This is a genomic window from Streptomyces sp. NPDC023541 (genome assembly GCF_055559995.1).
The window spans coordinates 769,072-784,747 of the sequence record NZ_JBVHJO010000001.1; the positions used below are offsets into that span (position 1 = coordinate 769,072).

Annotated in this window: 13 protein-coding genes; 4 read left to right on the plus strand and 9 right to left on the minus strand. The window is 73.0% G+C overall.

Annotated features, from left to right (window positions below; translation table 11 throughout):
* Window positions 1–108: 108 nt before the first annotated feature.
* A complete protein-coding gene (locus tag ACZ3X1_RS03670) occupies window positions 109–489 on the minus strand; it encodes a hypothetical protein (protein WP_467276120.1) in 381 nt (126 codons plus the stop codon).
* A gap of 514 nt (window positions 490–1,003) precedes the next feature.
* Here ACZ3X1_RS03670 and ACZ3X1_RS03675 point away from each other — a divergent pair.
* Window positions 1,004–1,666 carry a class F sortase gene (locus ACZ3X1_RS03675; RefSeq protein ID WP_356815885.1) on the plus strand — a complete coding sequence of 221 codons (663 nt, stop codon included), beginning with the start codon at window positions 1,004–1,006 and terminating at the stop codon, window positions 1,664–1,666.
* Window positions 1,667–1,729: 63 nt separating this feature from the next.
* On the opposite strand, the gene ACZ3X1_RS03680 is transcribed toward ACZ3X1_RS03675, so the two are convergent.
* Window positions 1,730–2,644, minus strand: a complete 915-nt coding sequence (locus ACZ3X1_RS03680; protein ID WP_467276123.1) for a polysaccharide deacetylase family protein — start codon at window positions 2,642–2,644, stop codon at window positions 1,730–1,732.
* Between the two features lie 90 nt (window positions 2,645–2,734).
* Entirely contained in the window at window positions 2,735–6,037 is a 3,303-nt protein-coding gene (gene lysX / locus ACZ3X1_RS03685; protein ID WP_467276125.1) for a bifunctional lysylphosphatidylglycerol synthetase/lysine--tRNA ligase LysX, read from the minus strand.
* Between the two features lie 82 nt (window positions 6,038–6,119).
* On the opposite strand from lysX, the gene ACZ3X1_RS03690 reads away from it, so the two are divergent.
* Window positions 6,120–6,581 carry a universal stress protein gene (locus ACZ3X1_RS03690; protein WP_356815882.1) on the plus strand — a complete coding sequence of 154 codons (462 nt, stop codon included), beginning with the start codon at window positions 6,120–6,122 and terminating at the stop codon, window positions 6,579–6,581.
* A 99-nt stretch (window positions 6,582–6,680) separates the two neighbouring features.
* On the opposite strand, the gene ACZ3X1_RS03695 is transcribed toward ACZ3X1_RS03690, so the two are convergent.
* Window positions 6,681–7,877, minus strand: a complete 1,197-nt coding sequence (locus tag ACZ3X1_RS03695; RefSeq protein ID WP_467276129.1) for a CapA family protein — start codon at window positions 7,875–7,877, stop codon at window positions 6,681–6,683.
* Between the two features lie 302 nt (window positions 7,878–8,179).
* Between ACZ3X1_RS03695 and ACZ3X1_RS03700 the strand changes: the two genes are divergently transcribed.
* Both ACZ3X1_RS03700 and ACZ3X1_RS03705 read left to right on the plus strand, forming a co-directional pair.
* Complete coding sequence (locus ACZ3X1_RS03700) at window positions 8,180–8,719, plus strand: sigma-70 family RNA polymerase sigma factor (protein WP_356815452.1); 540 nt, start codon at window positions 8,180–8,182, stop codon at window positions 8,717–8,719.
* 230 nt (window positions 8,720–8,949) lie between these two features.
* A complete protein-coding gene (locus ACZ3X1_RS03705; RefSeq protein ID WP_356815453.1) occupies window positions 8,950–9,414 on the plus strand; it encodes a hypothetical protein in 465 nt (154 codons plus the stop codon).
* Between the two features lie 3 nt (window positions 9,415–9,417).
* Here ACZ3X1_RS03705 and ACZ3X1_RS03710 read toward each other — a convergent pair whose 3' ends face one another.
* The 5 genes from ACZ3X1_RS03710 to ACZ3X1_RS03730 all read right to left on the minus strand — a co-directional run bounded on the left by ACZ3X1_RS03710 (window position 9,418) and on the right by ACZ3X1_RS03730 (window position 15,548).
* Entirely contained in the window at window positions 9,418–9,804 is a 387-nt protein-coding gene (locus tag ACZ3X1_RS03710; RefSeq protein ID WP_356815451.1) for a hypothetical protein, read from the minus strand.
* 26 nt (window positions 9,805–9,830) lie between these two features.
* Window positions 9,831–10,691, minus strand: coding sequence for an Fpg/Nei family DNA glycosylase (locus ACZ3X1_RS03715; protein WP_467276134.1), 861 nt, complete (start codon window positions 10,689–10,691; stop codon window positions 9,831–9,833).
* A 20-nt stretch (window positions 10,692–10,711) separates the two neighbouring features.
* Complete coding sequence (locus ACZ3X1_RS03720; RefSeq protein WP_467276137.1) at window positions 10,712–11,965, minus strand: hypothetical protein; 1,254 nt, start codon at window positions 11,963–11,965, stop codon at window positions 10,712–10,714.
* A 228-nt stretch (window positions 11,966–12,193) separates the two neighbouring features.
* A complete protein-coding gene (locus ACZ3X1_RS03725; protein ID WP_467276141.1) occupies window positions 12,194–14,257 on the minus strand; it encodes a SpoIIE family protein phosphatase in 2,064 nt (687 codons plus the stop codon).
* A gap of 7 nt (window positions 14,258–14,264) precedes the next feature.
* Window positions 14,265–15,548 (minus strand): DUF6777 domain-containing protein, encoded by a 1,284-nt coding sequence (locus tag ACZ3X1_RS03730; protein WP_467276145.1) that lies wholly within the window; start codon window positions 15,546–15,548, stop codon window positions 14,265–14,267.
* Window positions 15,549–15,676 lie beyond the last annotated feature (128 nt).

The following is a 15,676-nucleotide window of genomic DNA, read 5'->3' on the forward strand; positions in this document are numbered from 1 at the left end:
CCAGTCGCCTCCACCGCCAGTCGCCCCGGTCCTCGGGGAGGACGCGGGGCGACCGGCGGGAGCGGGCGGCGGCTGGGGCGGACGGTGCCCGGCAGGGAAGGCCGACGGTCAGCTCCGGCCGCGGAGCGGACGGCGGCGACGCATCACGTGGGCACCCGCGCCCAGGGCGGAGGCACCGACCAGGCCCGCGCCGATGGCCGTCTCGGCGGTGGACGGGCCGAAGGAGCCGCCGATACCGCCCTGCGAGGGGTTGCCCTCCAGGATCCGGAAGCGGGCCGTCGCGATCAGGTTGCTGTCATTGCACTTCACCGACAGCGTGTGGGTGCCCGGAGAGGCGTGGTTGAAGATCCGCACGGTCGCGAACCCGATCGATCCGGCGGAGAGGTTGGCCGGCGAAAAGTTCCCGGGCGAGGTGACGGTACCGCCGTGACCGCAGCCCGCCGCGCTCACCTGCATCGTGGAACCCTGGTGCACGGCGAACGGGTTCACCGAGATGTTGCTGGGGCCGTTCCCACCCCCATTCCCACCCCGGCCCCCGGGGTCCTGGTTCGCGGAGGCGAGCGGGGCACTGAGGCCGAGGACGGCACAGGCTGCCGCCGTCACGGTAAGAGCGCGCAAGACACGCATGGTGGAACCTCCAGCGGAAAGCGCCCCGGAGCGTCGGCCCCGGATGATCGACGAGAACGCCTCCCACGTCGAACCCTCCGGTCGTACCGCAATCTCTGCATTTCCGACTTTGGGCCGCCCGGTTGAGCGACACGCCGAAGCACCGCCGTCCGAGCTGACGGATCCGCAGGTCACGACCCGTCAGGCATTTATGTGACGATTACCTGGATGGACGCATCCCTTCCGGCCCCTTCCGGCCCCGTCCGCGGCCGCGGCCACCCGTTCGCCCCCTCCCCCCTCGCCGACCTGCCTCCCCGGCCTTAGCGTGCGTGCAGTAGGGCGTACAGGGGTGGGACAGGAACGCGGGTCGGGACCCCCGCGTCGGGAAGGGAGAACGATGGGCGAGGACGAGACAGGGCAGTCACGCAAACGCTCACCGTGGGGCGTACTCGCACTGGTCATGCTCACCGGACTCGCCATGGTGAGAAACGGCGTGAACATCGACGACGGACCGCCCCAGCCCACCGCGGCCTCGGCCGTCGCGGTGACGGCCGACCAGCTGCCGGCCAATCCGCCGACGCCGCCCGCGGACATGGAATTGCTGGAGCACTCCTCCGTACAGCGCATCCGGATCCCCACGATCAGCGTGGACGCGCCGGTGATGACGGTCGGGCTGGACGCGGAGGGCTGGATCGACGCCCCGCCACCGCAGGAGCGCAACCTCGCGGGCTGGTACCTCAACGGCATCTCGCCGGGGCAGCGCGGCTCGGCAGTGATCGTGGGGCACGTGGACAACGCACAGGGCCCGGCGGTCTTCTACGGCCTGGGCTCGGTCAAGCCGGGCAACCGCATCGAGGTGGAGCGCTACGACGGACGCACGGCGGTGTTCGAGGTGTACGGGGTGGAGGTGTTCTCCAAGGAGGCCTTCCCCGGATCCCGTGTGTACGGGGACACCGGGCACGCCGAACTCCGGGTGATCACCTGCGGCGGCGGCTACTCCAAGGCACGCGGGTACGACGGCAACGTGGTGGTCTTCGCCCGGATGGTAGAGGCCCGCTGAGCCGGGGCCGGGGCCGGGGGGGCCCCGGCCCCGCCCGCCATGGCGGGACTTTGACGACACGGCCTAGCGCGACGCCACGGCGGTCAGGGTGGGCAGCGTCATCCGGTAGCCCCGCGCGAGCAGTTGGGGCAGGTAGGAGGCGATGGCCTGGACGCTCTGCGTCCGGTTGCCGCCCGCGTCGTGCGACAGCACGATCGCGCGGGGGCCGGCGCCCCGCATGACACGGGAGACGATCGTGGTGACGCCGGGCTCCTCCCAGTCCAGGCTGTCCACGGTCCAGGCGAGCGGCTCCATCCCCAGCTCGGCCCCGATCTCGAAGGCGGCCCGGTTCCACGCCCCGTAGGGTGCCCGGAACCACTGCGGCGCCTCGCCGACGGCCTGCTGCACGACCTCGCTCGTGCGGCCGATCTCGGCGGCGAGGGCGGGTCGGCTCAGCTTGGGGATGAGGGGGTGGGTCCAGGTGTGGTTGCCGATGACGTGCCCCTCGGCGACCATCCGGCGCAGCAGGTCCCGGTTCTCCGCGGCCATCTCGCCGCAGACGAAGAACATGGCGCGCACGCCGTGGCGGCCGAGGGTGTCGAGGATGGCCGGGGTGTAGCGGGGGTCCGGCCCGTCGTCGAAGGTGAGCACCATGGAGCTGTGCGTCCTTGCGTCGGCCGGGAGTTCGAGGATGGGCCGGGTCCGCACGGCCGGTTTCACGGCGGCCGGGCGGGCGGGGGCGTCCGCCGTCATGGGGCGCAGCCGGTAGGACTTCTCGGGCAGGGCCCGGGGCAGCGATCCGGGCGCCCCCGCCGCGGGGTTCGGGCCGGGCCCGGCGGCGGGACCCGGTGCGCCGCCCTCGCCCGGCACACCGGATGGTCCGGGCGTACCGCCTTCGTTGCCGTTGCCGGTGGTGATCAGCCCGGCGGCTGCGACTCCGAGGAAGACGGCGGTGCGCAGGAGCACGCGCCGCCCTACTGTCGGCTCGTCATTTTTCATTATTACTACGTATCAACGACATCCCCGCAGATGTCGAGAGGCACGGACGCGCCCCGTTCCGCTCACTCGTGCGGACCACCCCGCGAGCGGTCAGCCGCGCCGCACCAGGGGGAAGGGGAGGGTCTCGCGGATCGTCAGGCCGGTGAGGAACATGACGAGTCGGTCCACGCCGATGCCCAGGCCGCCGGTCGGCGGCATCGCGTATTCGAGGGCGTCCAGGAAGTCGTTGTCGAGTTCCATGGCCTCCGGGTCGCCGCCGGCCGCGAGCAGGGACTGGGCGGTGAGCCTGCGCCGCTGTTCGACGGGGTCGGTCAGCTCCGAGTAGGCGGTGCCCAGTTCGGTGCCGAAGGCGACGAGGTCCCAGCGCTCGGCGAGCCGCGGGTCCTTCCGGTGCTGGCGGGTGAGCGGGGAGACGTCGGTCGGGAAGTCCTTGTAGAAGGTGGGGAGTTCGGTCCGCTCCTCCACCAGCCGCTCGTACATCTCCAGGACCACGTCGCCGCGGGTGTCCTCCGGACCGTGCGGCACCTTGGCCCGGTCGCAGAGCCGGCGCAGCACGTGCTCCTCGGTGTCGGCGCCGACCTCCTCGCCGAGGGCCTCGCTGATGGCCCCGTACATGGTCTTCACCGGCCAGGACCCGGAGATGTCGTGGACGACGAGCTTGCCGTCGGCGTCCGCCTTGTGCGCGACCGGTGAGCCGTAGGCCGCGGTGGCGGCCGACTGGATCAGCTCCCGGGTGAGGCCGAGCATGACGTCGTAGTCGGCGAAGGCCTGGTAGGCCTCCAGCATCGTGAACTCGGGGTTGTGCTTGTACGAGACGCCCTCGTTGCGGAAGGTGCGGCCCATCTCGAAGACCTTCTCCATGCCGCCGACGCAGAGCCGTTTGAGGTACAGCTCGGGCGCGATGCGCAGGTACAGGTCGAGGTCGTAGGCGTTGATGTGGGTGCGGAAGGGCCGGGCGTTGGCGCCGCCGTGGATCTGCTGGAGCATCGGGGTCTCGACCTCCAGGTAGCCGCGGTCGAGCAGGCCCTGGCGCAGGGCCTGGACCGCGCTGGAGCGGGCCCGTACGACGTCGCGCGCCTCGGGACTGGCAACGAGGTCGAGGTAGCGGCGGCGGACGCGGGCCTCCGGGTCGGCGAGGCCCTTGCGCTTGTCGGGGAGGGGGCGCAGGCACTTGCCGGTGAGCTGCCAGGACCGGACCACGAGGGAGAGCTCGCCGGTCCTGCTGGCGCCCGGCTCGCCGGTCACGAGCACGTGGTCACCGAAGTCGACCTGGGAGGTGAAGGACCCCAGCACCTCGGCGCCGGCCTCGTCACGGGTCAGCATCAGCTGTACGTCGCCGGACCAGTCGCGCAGGACGGCGAAGACGACTCCGCCGAGGTCGCGTACGACCATCACGCGCCCGGCGAGGGTGGCCTGCTCGCCGGTCCGGGCACCGGGCGGGTGGCTCGGGTGGGCCGCCTTCAGCTGGGCGACGGTGTGGGTCCGCAGGCGGATTCCGACCGGGTAGGGGTCGGTGCCGGAGGCCCGGATGCGGTCCAGTTTGGCGTGGCGGACGCGCACCTGTTCGGGCAGCCGTTCAACGGGCACGCCCGGGAGCTCCTCCCCCACGGCGTCCAGGCCCAGGGACTCGATCGGGGGCAGCCCCTCGGTGGTGGCGGGGGCGGTGACGCCCTTGGGGTGTCCGTTGCCCCACAGGGTGCGCAGGCTGGGTACGGAGACGAAGCCCTCGGCGATACCGGAGGCGAGGCTGACCCGGGCGAGCGAGCCGGCGTCCTGGTAGCACAGGAACCGCGGGTACCACTCGGGGCCGTATTTGACGTTCGAGCGGTACAGCGCCTCCAGCTGCCACCAGCGGGAGAAGAAGAGCAGCAGCTTGCGCCACACCTTGAGGACGGGACCGGCCCCGATGCGGCCGCCCTCCTCGAAGGCGGAGCGGAAGACGGCGAAGTTGAGGGAGATCCGGCGCACCCCGAGGCCGGGGGCGGCGGCGCACAGTTCGGCGACCATGAACTCCATGACCCCGTTGGGCGCGGTGCGGTCGCGGCGCATCAGGTCGAGGGAGATTCCGTCCCTGCCCCAGGGGACGAAGGAGAGCAGGGCGATCAGCTCGTCCTTGTCGTCGAAGGCCTCGACCAGCAGGCACTCCCCGTCGGCCGGGTCGCCGAGCCGGTCCAGGGCCATGGAGAAGCCCCGTTCGGTCTCGGTGTCCCGCCAGCGGTCCGCCCGGTCGATGATGGTCCGCATCTCGTCCTCGGAGAGGGCCGAGTGGCGGCGGATGACGGTGGTCGCGCCGGCGCGCTTGACGCGGTTGACGGCCTGGCGGGTGACGCGCATGTCCCGGCCGTCAAGGTCGAAGTGGGCGACGTGCAGGATGGCCTCGTCGCCCAGTTGGAGGGCGCTCAGCCCCGAGCGGGCGTAGGCGGTGGCGCCGTCCTCGGACGCGCCCATCACGGCGGGCTGCCAGCCGTAGCGGCCGGCCACGGCCAGCCAGGCGTCGATGGCGGGGGTCCAGGCGGCCGGGTCGCCCACCGGGTCGCCGCTGGCGAGGCAGACGCCGGCTTCGACGCGGTAGGTGACGCCGGCCCTGCCGTTGGGGGCGAAGACGACGGCCTTGTCGCGCCGGGTGGCGAAGTAGCCGAGCGAGTCGGCCCGTCCGTACGCGCCGAGCAGGGCCCGGATGCGGGGTTCCTCGTCGCCGTGCAGGGCGGCGGTCAGGCGCTGGGAGCGGAAGAGGGTCGCGGCCGCGTTCAGCAGGGCGGCGGCGCCGAAGAGGCCGAGGAGGAAGTACAGCGGCCTGGGCGGGCGGCCGTCGAACTGCCGGGCCGAGAAGAGGCCGCCGAAGACCTGTTTGGCGGCCCAGTCCAGCCACTGGCCGCGGGGCAGGGAGCCGGGGAAGAGGGCGACGAGCGCCCAGCCCAGGAGGACGGCGGCGAGCATGCCGAGGCCGAGCACGATCAGGGCGTGCCACAGCGCCCCGGGCCGGGACGCGGCGTAGAACTCCCTGCGGGCGGCGATGAGTAGGGCCATGGCGGCGACGGCCAGGGCCATCGAGGAGATGCCGGTCCAGTAGTCGCCGACGGCGATGTCCAGCAGGTCGTCGACGATCAGCAGGGCCAGATAGGTGATGACCATCCACCAGGCGACCTTCTTGCGGGTGCCGAGGGCAGCGGCGAAGAGGAAGAGGAAGACGGCGTAGGCGAGGTTCGCGCTGACCGGTACGACGATCAGGTCGAGGAACCGTACGACGTGCCGCAGGAGCCGCCGCAGCGTCGGGGAGAGCGCGAGCAGTGCGCACAGCAGGCCGATCGTCCCGAAGAACGCGCCGAACGCGTCGGGCACCCGGTTCAGGAAGCGGTTCCGGGTCCCGTGCGTGTCCTCCACGGTGGCACTCATGGTTCGCACTGTAGGGAGGGGTGCGCCGGTGCGCGCGCCGAGCGGGTGGGGGCGTCCGCACGCCACCGCCTATCCTCGCAGGGTGACGGAGCACGTGAACACGGGATTCGAACGCGGTACCGACGGCCCGAAGGTGATCCTGGCCGGGGTGGACGGTTCCGAGTCCTCGCTCCGGGCGGCGGCCTACGCGGCCGGACTGGCCCGGCGGCAGAACGCCCTGCTGGCGCTGGTGTACGTCCAGCCGGTGGTGCCGGCCGGGGCGGCACTCGGCGCGCCCGTGGCCGACACCACCGGGGAGATCGCGGAGGGGCTGGTGGCCGAGATCCGCGAGTCGGCGGAGCGGCTCAAGGGCATCTACGAGGTGCGCTGGGAGTTCCACACCTTCCGCGGCGACCCCTACGCCGGCCTCGTGAGCGCGGCGCAGGAGCTGATGGCGGACGCGGTGGTGGTCGGCGCCTCGGAGCAGGCGGGCCACCGCATCGTCGGCTCGGTGGCGATCCGCCTGGTCAAGGCGGGCCGCTGGCCGGTGACCGTGGTCCCCTGACCGAGCACGCCGGCGGGGCGCCCGTTGCACGGACGGGTGAGCCGGGGCCGTACGGACCTGTGGGTCCGGCACGAGGCGCCCCGGACGCCAACCGAGCCGTCATCGAGCAGCCGTCAGTCCGTCCTTGGCGGCGCCGCGGCTGAGGACCGCCTCGGTGATCTCGTCCCGGGCGGCCTCGTAGTCCTCCCGGCCGGGATCCTTCGCCAGGGCGTCGGGCAGGTGGACGACGCGGCCGGCGGCCAGGTCCATCATCTGCGGCACGAACTCCGCCTTGGTGACCTGCCAGCGCTGCCCGGCCGCGGCCGGCGGGGCGAAGGTGAAGCGGGCGATCGAGCCGTAGTTTCCGCGCAGGTCGCGCGCGCCCGTGTGGTTGAACATCTCGCCCGCCACCTGGTCGCCCATGCCGTAGACGATCCAGGTCCCGTTGACCTTCTCGTAGGGCTGCGGGATGTGCGCGTGGGTGCCGAGGATGAGGTCGATGTCGGGCCGGCCGCCGGTCTGCGAGGCGGTCAGGGCCTTGCCCAGCGAGAGCTGGGTCCCGTCGGGTTCGGTCTGCCACTCCGTGCCCCAGTGGACGCTCACCAGCACCACGTCCGCGCCCGCCTTCCGGGCGGCCCGGGCATCCGCGACGATCTCGTCCTGCTTCATCAGGTTGACCGCCCACAGCCGGCCGTCCGGCAGCGGGTAGCCGTTGGTGTCGTAGGTGTAGGCGAGGTGCGCCACCTTGGCCGAGCCGGCCGTGTACGTGGTCACCTTGGCCGCCTCGGCCGCCGTACGGGCCGAGCCGGCGTGCCCCAGGCCGACCCTGTCGAAGCGGTCGAGGGTGCGGCGCAGCCCGGCGGCCCCGTCGTCGAGGGTGTGGTTCGAGGCGGTGGAGCAGCCGTCGTAGCCGGCGTCCTTGAGGCCGTCGGCGACCTCCGGCGGGGACTTGAAGGCCGGGTAGCCGGAGAAGGGCCCGCCCTCCTCCCCGTAGATGGTCTCCATGTGGCAGAGGGCCAGGTCGGCCCCCGAGACCATGGCCTTGACGCCGGAGAACATCGGCCGGAAGTCATAGCCGTCGTCCTGCGCGTCGTCCGCGGCGCGCTGGATGACCGAGGTGTGCGGCAGTACGTCGCCGCTCGCGACCAGGGTGAAGCCCCTGGCGGCGGGCGCCCCGCCGGCGCTGGAGGGGGCCGGCGGGGCGGACTCCCCCAGGCGGGCCGGTGCGGTGCCCCCGGCGGCCGAGCATCCCGCCGCCGCGGACAGCAGGAGGGCGCAGAGCAGGGCGACCGCCCTCGGCCGGGTGCGCGTGGTCATCAATCGGCTCCCCTTTATACGACTATCTGACATGTCATCATCTGCAATGCATATAACAACAGGCAGTAAGTCAAGAACCGGATCCGCACCCCGCCGACGGACCCACTCGAACGGCGGACACGGCACGGCCGGCCGTTCGCCGCGCCGTTCGACCGTTCACCGCCCGGCACGGCCGCCCGTCGGACCACCCGGGTGCTTGGGCGCAACGCCGGGGTATGACGGTTCCGGGTGGGCTCTGCGCAGGTCAGGGTGGACGGGGCGCCGCCCCCAAGGACCCCCGCGCACCCCGGAAGGAGCCACTCGTGCCGCTCTCCCCCACCCTCCCGCGTACGGATCCCGAGGCCCTGGCCGAACTCCAGCGCGACCACGGGCGGGCCCTGTTCGGTTTCCTGGTCGGCCTCACCGCCGGCGACGCCCAGCGCGCGGAGGACCTCGTGCAGGAGACCCTCGTACGGGTCTGGCAGCACCCGGAGGCCCTGGCCAGCGGACACGACTCCATGCGCCCCTGGCTGTTCACGGTGGCCCGGCGGCTCGCGATCGACGCCCGGCGGGCCCGGCTGTCACGGCCGCTGGAAGTGGACCCCGAGGGGTTGGAGCAGGCCCCCGCCGTCGAGGACGCGGTGGCCGGGTCCGTCACGGCGATCGACGTGCGGCGGGCCGTGGGATCCCTGGGGCCGGAGCACCGCGAGGTGCTGCTCCAGGTCTACTTCCGGGACCGGTCGGTCGCCGAGGCCGCCGCCGAGCTCGGCATCCCCGCCGGGACCGTCAAGTCCCGCACCTACTACGCCCTGCGCGCCTTGAGGAAGGACCTGCAGGGGTACGGCTACGGCCTCGGCGCCTGAGCCCTGCGGGTCCGCGAACGGGTCCCGCAACGCCGTGAAGGGATGCGGACCGGACATAAAGCGCATCGAATTCGACAGAACACCATCCAAGTTGAGTAAACATCCCCCGCTCCGTGAGCCGCTCGGTGAAGGCTCGGGGCTGACGACGGGACGCTCGACGCGCGGGAGAAGGTGGAACGGTGCAGCCCGAGGGTACGAACGGCACCAGTGACGGAGGGCTCGCGGTGCCCATGGCCTGGCTCTACGCCGAGTACATCGCCGACGAACTGCTGCGGACGGGCCGGCTGATCCCGGTCAGCACCCTGGAGTTCCGGGCCGGACGCGACACGCTCGCCCTGACCATCTACCTCTCCGACGCGGCGGGCGAGCTCTCCGGGATCCGCGTGGTCTCGCAGCTCGACGAGTGGCTGTCGCTGACGGCGTACGGACACCCCTGGCGCGACTGGGTGCACACCCGCTTCCTCGACCTCGGCGAAGCGGCCCGGGAAGGCGGCCGCGGCGAGGACCCCGACCTGGAACTGGCCCGGGCGGCCTGGCGCTGGCTGGACGGCACCGAACTGTTCGCCACCAATCTCGATCCCGGGCGGCACGGCCACGCCGACAGCCCGTACGAACTGGACGAGAACGCGCGCGTGTGGACCCCCGCCTGGCAGCTCGGGCTGCCCCTGGGCCACCTGGCGATGCACCTCTTCTGACGGCTACGACCGGTCGGCCGGATCCATCACCAGGCCCGTGAAATCGGCCTCGTTGCGCTCCGCCCGCCGGACGTACCACCGGGCGATCAGCCACATCACCGGATAGACCAGCAGCCCCAGCACCAGCCAGACGAGCGGGCCGGGCCTCGCCCGCGGCGCCGCGAACACCAGCGGCAGCGTCCCGACCAGCGACACCAGCGCGGCCAGGGCCCCCAGGCCCGCGCGCAGCTGGCTGCGCATGAGGGCCCGTACGTAGGTGGCCCCGAGGGTGGTCTGTTCGGAGATCTCCGAACGCGCCGGGGTGTGGGCGGGCGCCCGGCGGCGGGCGCCCCGGGGAACCCCGGTGACGATCTCGCGCCGGGGCGGCGACTGCTGCTGCTCCTCGGCCATGGTGCCGGAGTCTACGCAGCGCCCCGCTATTTGAGGAGGCGCGAGAGCCGCCGGTCGGCGAGCGGCTTCCCGCCGGTCTGGCAGGTGGGGCAGTACTCAAGCGAGGAGTCGACGAAGGACACCGAGCGGATCGTGTCCCCGCACACCGGGCACGGCTCGCCGGCCCGGCCGTGCACGCGCAGCCCGCTCTTCTTCTCGGCCTTGAGCTTCCCGGCGGCGACCCCGTGCGCCCGGCCGACCGCCTCGCGCAGGGTGTCCCGGACGGCGGCGTGGAGCTGCGTGGCCTGCTCCTCGTCGAAGGAGGAGGCGAGCTTGAACGGCGACACCCGGGCGGCGTGCAGGATCTCGTCGCTGTAGGCGTTGCCGATCCCAGCGATCACGCTCTGGTCGCGCAGGACGCCCTTGATCTGGCGCCGTTCCCCCACGAGGAGCGCGGCGAAGGCGTCCCGGTCGAAGTCCTCGGCGAGCGGATCGGGGCCGAGGCGGGCGATGCCGGGCAGCTCCTGCGGGTCGTGGACCACGTACACGGCGAGCCGTTTCTGGGTCCCTGCCTCGGTGAGGTCGAAGCCGTCCCCGCCCTCCAGTACGACGCGCAGCGCCAGCGGGCCCTTTCCGGGGCGCGGCGGCTGCGCCGGCAGGGATTCCTGCCAGCGCAGCCAGCCGGCCCGGGCCAGGTGGGTGACGAGGTGGAGCTCGCCGATCCGCAGGTCGAGGAACTTCCCGTGCCGGACGACGGCTCCGGCGGGCTGCCCTTCGAGGGCGGTCAGCGGCGGGTCGTACGTCTTGAGCACGCTCACCGCGAGCGGGAGGACGCGCTCGACCACCCGCCCGGTGAGGTGCTCGTCGAGGTACTCGCGCAGAGCCTCGACCTCGGGCAGTTCCGGCATGGTCCCAGCCTGCCGCCGCCTCAGGCGAAACGCGAGCTGGGAACGGGGCCGGGTGACGGGACCCGGTCCCGGGGGGCCGCGAGCCAGCCGGGGGCGACGCCGGCCGCGAAGGCGCGGAATGCCTTGTCCGGATCGGGCGGGGCCGCTCCGTCGCCGCCGTCCGGAGCCGGGTCCGCCGCGGCGATGTCCCGGGCGATCTCCTCCTCGGGCCGGTCGTCGTCCCGCCAGGGCGGAACCACGAACTGGCACAGCAGCGTGCTGAAGTCGGCGCTCACCGCGGGCGGCCCGGTCCAGCAGGTGGCGTGCTCGGACAGGACCTGGCCGTCGGTGCGCGCGTGCAGCGTGCGGACGAGGTCCGGGTCGACCTTGGTCAGGTCGTACGCGACGACGAGGGTGTCCGTGCGGTCCGGCCGGTACGGGACGGCGGGCAGGCCGAGCACCGCGGCGGCGGCGAGGCCGAGGATCCGCTCGGACCGGCCGGGCAGCAGCGAGACGCTCCCGGGGCGGCGCCCGGCGGCCTCCAGGGCGAGGCCGAGGCGGGCCAGGCCGAGGCGGCACTGCTCGTGGGTGTCGCCGAGGTAGGCGTACCGGCCGGTCATCCCGGCGTCCCAGCCGTACGGGGACAGGGTGCCGAGCAGTCCGCCCGTGAGGCCGTAGTGCCAGCCGCGCAGGTCGGCCGGGCCGAGCGGGTCGGGGTGTCCGGCGCTCCGCTGTGCGCGGCGGGACTGCCCGCTACGCAGGACCTGGCGGGCCTGGCGTTCCCGGGCCGGCGACCACTGCGGGTCCTCGGGCGCGGGGAGACCCGGCAGCAGCCCCTCGGCGGTGTCCAGGTCTCCGGCGAACAGGGTGTTGTGCACCAGGAGGTACGTCTCGGGCCAGGCGGGCAGCCGGTCGCCGCGGGCGGCGAGCAGTGCGGCGGCCTCGGTGTGCCGGTGCTCGTCCTCCAAGGCGGAGACCAGCTCGGCGAGGAGCGTGCGCGATTCGGGAAGCAGCCGGAGGGCCTCGCGCAGGGGTGCGACGGCGAGGAAGGCGATGCCGCGCTCGACGCAGGCGTACCCGAAGTCGTAGAGCGCCTGCGGTTCGTGGGTGCGTTCGGCGGCCTTGCGGGCGGCGTCGGCCAGATCCTCGAACCCGGCCCTGTCGGCCAGGGCCCTGGTGGCCTCGGCGAGTTCGGCGATCGGTGCCGTCTCGGCGTGCGGTCGCAGACACCGGACCGCTCCGGGCAGATCGTCCTGCTGCAGCAAACGGCGTACTTCGTCCATGGCGTTGGTCATCGCCCCCGATCCTCACGGACCCCGCACCGTCCCCGCAACGGACTTTCCCGGCCCCGGCACCCGTCGCGCCCGGGCGGCGGGTGGAGCGGCAGGACGACGTGGAAGCGTGGCAGGAGCTGGGGTGGCAGCGCGCGCTTCTCACCGCAGCGTTTCCCGCTGGATCGGTGCAGCTGCCCCGCAGTGGCGGGGAGTCGGCAATCGGCCCTGCCAACACCGGCCGGACGGCGCCTAGCCCATGACGAACTCGCACCACACGCACTTGCCGCTGCCGCGCGGCTCCACTCCCCACACGTCGGCCAGCCGGTCCACCAGCATCAGGCCCCGGCCCGAGACCCCGGAGTCGCCCGCCTCCCGTCGGCGCGGGAGAGCGCTGGAGCGGTCGGCGACCTCCACGCGCAGTCTGCGCTGGTGGCCCGCCAGGATGCGCAGGGTCACGAGGGCGGGGCCGTCCGTGTGCATGAGCGCGTTCACGATCAGCTCGTCGGCGACCAGCTCGATCTCGTCGGCCCGCTCCCGCGCGCCCCAGGCGCGCACCGCCGCTCCGATCATGTGGCGGGCGGCCACCAGGGCCTCCGGGTCGCCCGGTGCCACGTGCTGCTGCAGCCGGCCGCCGCCGGGCGGGGCGGGTGCGGGTCGGCGGCGCAGCAGCAGGAGGGCCATGTCGTCGTTGCCGCCGCGTTCGGTGGCGATCTCGCACAGCCGGTCGGCCAGCAGCTGGAGGTCGGCGGGACCGCTGCGGATGTGGGAGGCCAGCGCGTGGATCCCGTCGTCGAGGTCGGCGCCGGGGTGTTCGACGAGGCCGTCGGTGCACAGCAGGAGCGTTTCTCCCGGATCGAGTTCCACCGTGGTCACCGGATATTCGAGCCGGCCGAACTCCGCCGAGAGGCCGAGCGGCATGCCGCCGCCCACCGGCAGCCGGTGGCAGTCGCCGTCGCGGGTGCGCAGGAGCGGGTCGATGTGGCCCGCGCGGACCACCTGGAGCACCCCGGTGGAGAGGTCGGCCTCCACGTACGTGCACGTCGCGAAGCGTTCGGTGTCCAGTTCGTGGAGGAAGACGGAGGCCCTGGCCATGACCGTGCCGGGCGAGTGCCCCTCGGCGGCGTAGGCGCGCAGCACGATCCTCAGCTGGCCCATGACCGCGGCCGCGTGGGTGTCGTGGCCCTGGACGTCGCCGATGACGGCGCCGACGCGGCCGCCGGGCAGCGGGATGACGTCGTACCAGTCGCCGCCGATGTCCTGGCCCATCCGGGCGGAGCGGTACCGTACGGCGATCTCCCCGCCGGGCACCGCGGGGATCCGCCGGGGCAGCATGGCCTGCTGGAGGCCCTCGGCCAGGTCGTGCTCCTGTTCCAGCAGCATGGCGCGCTGGAGGCTCTGCGCGATGCTGCTGCCGAGGGCGACGAGCAGGTTGCGCTCCTCCTGGGTGAAGCCGTCCTTGTCCTGGTAGAGCAGTCCGATGGCTCCGATCGGGCGGGCCTGGGCGATGAGCGGCAGATAGGCGGCCGCCGAGATCCGCATGTAGGAGATCTTCGTCCAGAGCGCCGGATAGTCCTGGGCGAATTCCTCGGCCGAGTCGAGGAAGCGGGGCTGGAGGGAGCGGACGACCTCGCTCATCGGGTACTGCTCGTCGATGCGGGTGTAGCGGGTCCCGGGGACGAAGCTGCCTTCCGGGCCTTCCGCCACGAGGTGGATCCGGCCGGCTTCGACGAGTCCCATCACCATGCCCATCGAGCCCAGCCGTTCCAGGCCGTGGGCGTCGCCGAGCGCGTCGATGACGTCCTGCACGGTGCGGGCGTGGGCGAGGGCGGCGGTGGTGCTCTCGACCACCGAGGTCTGCCGGCGGCGTTCCTCGTCGAGTCCGAGCCGTTCCGCCGAGTGGCTGAGTTCCTCCGTCGCGTCCCGGACGATGCCGATGATCCGGTGGGGCCGCCCGTCCGGGCCGCGCATGACGCGGCCCTGGGTGTGCGTCCAGCGCAGCCGCCCGTCCCGGCAGCGGATGCGGAAGTAGGCGCCGTAGCTGTCGCCCTTGCTCTTGAGGGCGGAGGAGACCATGGCGTCGAGCCGGGCCGACTCGGTTGGCGGGACGCGCGGGGAGAGGGACTCGGGCCGGCCGTCGTACTCGTCGGGGGTCGTGTCGAAGACGTCGAGGGCGGCTTCGTCCATGTGCATGAGCCCGGTGACCAGGTCCCAGTCGAAACTTCCCATGCGGTTGAGCGAGAGCGACCGGTCCGGGTGTGCGGGCCAGTCGTCCGGCAGCGATACGGTGGTCGGCACCGGTCCACCATGACACACGGGCCGGTCAGGCGCTCTCCAGCGGGTGGCCCGGTTCGGAGGTCGGCATCAGGTCCGGGTCGACGTAGGGGTCGGTGGAGGGATCGGCGGAGGGGTTCGTGTACGGATCGGCGTAGGGCTCGGCGTACGGATCCGTGGAGGGGTCCGCGGGGGGATCGGCGTACGGGTCCTGGGGATCGCCGGGCTGCGTCGTCGATCCGCCGGGCCAGGGCGGGAGCACCGGATCGGCCGGGTCCTGCGTCAGCTGGTCGGAGGGGACGTCCGAGGGGACGTCCGACGGCGGCCGCTTCTGCGGCTGCTGGGGCTGGCGCGGCCGGGTGGAAGGGCCCAGGGGCACGGAGGGGCTCTGCTGCGCGTTCCCGCCCGGCGAGCTCTGCGAGGACGGGTTCGACGGGCAGGCCGCAGGACCGGATCCCGCTGTGCTCGGGCAGGGCTCGGCCGACGCGGCACCGGACGGGACGGCGGGGCCTTCCGGGATGCCGTCGGCCGGGTCGTACGGGGGCAGGGCCTGCGGGGTCCGGTCCTGCGCGCCGTCGTCACCGCGCCTGCGCTCGATCCAGGTGTTGTCGGCGATGTTGACGATCACCAGGTTGTTGATCACGTGGGTGGTGGGTTCGATGACGACGACCTGGTTGGGCTGGTAGCCGTGCCACGGGTCGCCCTTGTGGACGGGGCTCCCCTTGGCCGCGCGGGGGGAGCCCAGCGGGTTGCCGCAGCCGCACCGGACCCGGGGCATGCCGTGCTCGTCGACGAGGACGGCGGTGCCCGCCTGGAGGACGGACTGGTAGCCGTCGGCGCGGCCGCCGCGGAAGCCGTGGTTGGTGACGCGGGTGTCGGCGCGCAGTACGACGGGGGTCAGCCCGCGCAGGAAGTCGGGGATGCCCGCCTCCTCGATGCCGGACGCCTGGGCGAAGGCCCGGGCCTTCGCGCTGTCGTCGGTCAGGTGGCGGACCTGCTGTTCCACGTCGCAGCTGCCGAGCCGCTGGGTACCGCCGTAGAGGCCGGGGGTGGCCGCGTTGACCGTGCGGATGCCCTGCCCGGTGGGGTTGGGCAGCGGGGGCTGGACGGGGGCCGACTCGCCGGTGGCCGAGGATGCGGTGAAGGGGTCCGGGCCGACGTTGGCCACCGGCTGGAGGTACACCTCCTGGCTCTCGGGTCCGGCGCCCCCGGTCGGCTCGTCGTGTCCGCCGCAGGCTGCGGCGAACAGCCCGAGCAGGGCGAAGAGGGCGGCGCCGGCCGGTGCCTGACGACGCGACGCCTGACGAGGTGTCGGAAGTGACGGTCCGTTCACAATTTCTCCCTTTTCGCCCCGATTACTCCCTCTTGTCTGCCGCATCCGCGCGTGAGCCGCAACCGGAGCGCTCCTTGAACATGTCCAAGGGACCCCATAGGCTCACCGCTTCGAGTTGAACACGTTCA

Excerpts from the sequence above, each read along its gene's own strand:
- ACZ3X1_RS03675 (WP_356815885.1), top strand. The coding sequence starts at position 1,004 with ATGGGCGAGGACGAGACAGGGCAGTCACGCAAACGCTCACCGTGGGGC.
- ACZ3X1_RS03680 (WP_467276123.1), bottom strand. The coding sequence starts at position 2,644 with ATGAAAAATGACGAGCCGACAGTAGGGCGGCGCGTGCTCCTGCGCACC.
- lysX (WP_467276125.1), bottom strand. The coding sequence starts at position 6,037 with ATGAGTGCCACCGTGGAGGACACGCACGGGACCCGGAACCGCTTCCTG.
- ACZ3X1_RS03695 (WP_467276129.1), bottom strand. The coding sequence starts at position 7,877 with ATGACCACGCGCACCCGGCCGAGGGCGGTCGCCCTGCTCTGCGCCCTC.
- ACZ3X1_RS03705 (WP_356815453.1), top strand. The coding sequence starts at position 8,950 with ATGGCCTGGCTCTACGCCGAGTACATCGCCGACGAACTGCTGCGGACG.
- ACZ3X1_RS03710 (WP_356815451.1), bottom strand. The coding sequence starts at position 9,804 with ATGGCCGAGGAGCAGCAGCAGTCGCCGCCCCGGCGCGAGATCGTCACC.
- ACZ3X1_RS03715 (WP_467276134.1), bottom strand. The coding sequence starts at position 10,691 with ATGCCGGAACTGCCCGAGGTCGAGGCTCTGCGCGAGTACCTCGACGAG.
- ACZ3X1_RS03720 (WP_467276137.1), bottom strand. The coding sequence starts at position 11,965 with ATGACCAACGCCATGGACGAAGTACGCCGTTTGCTGCAGCAGGACGAT.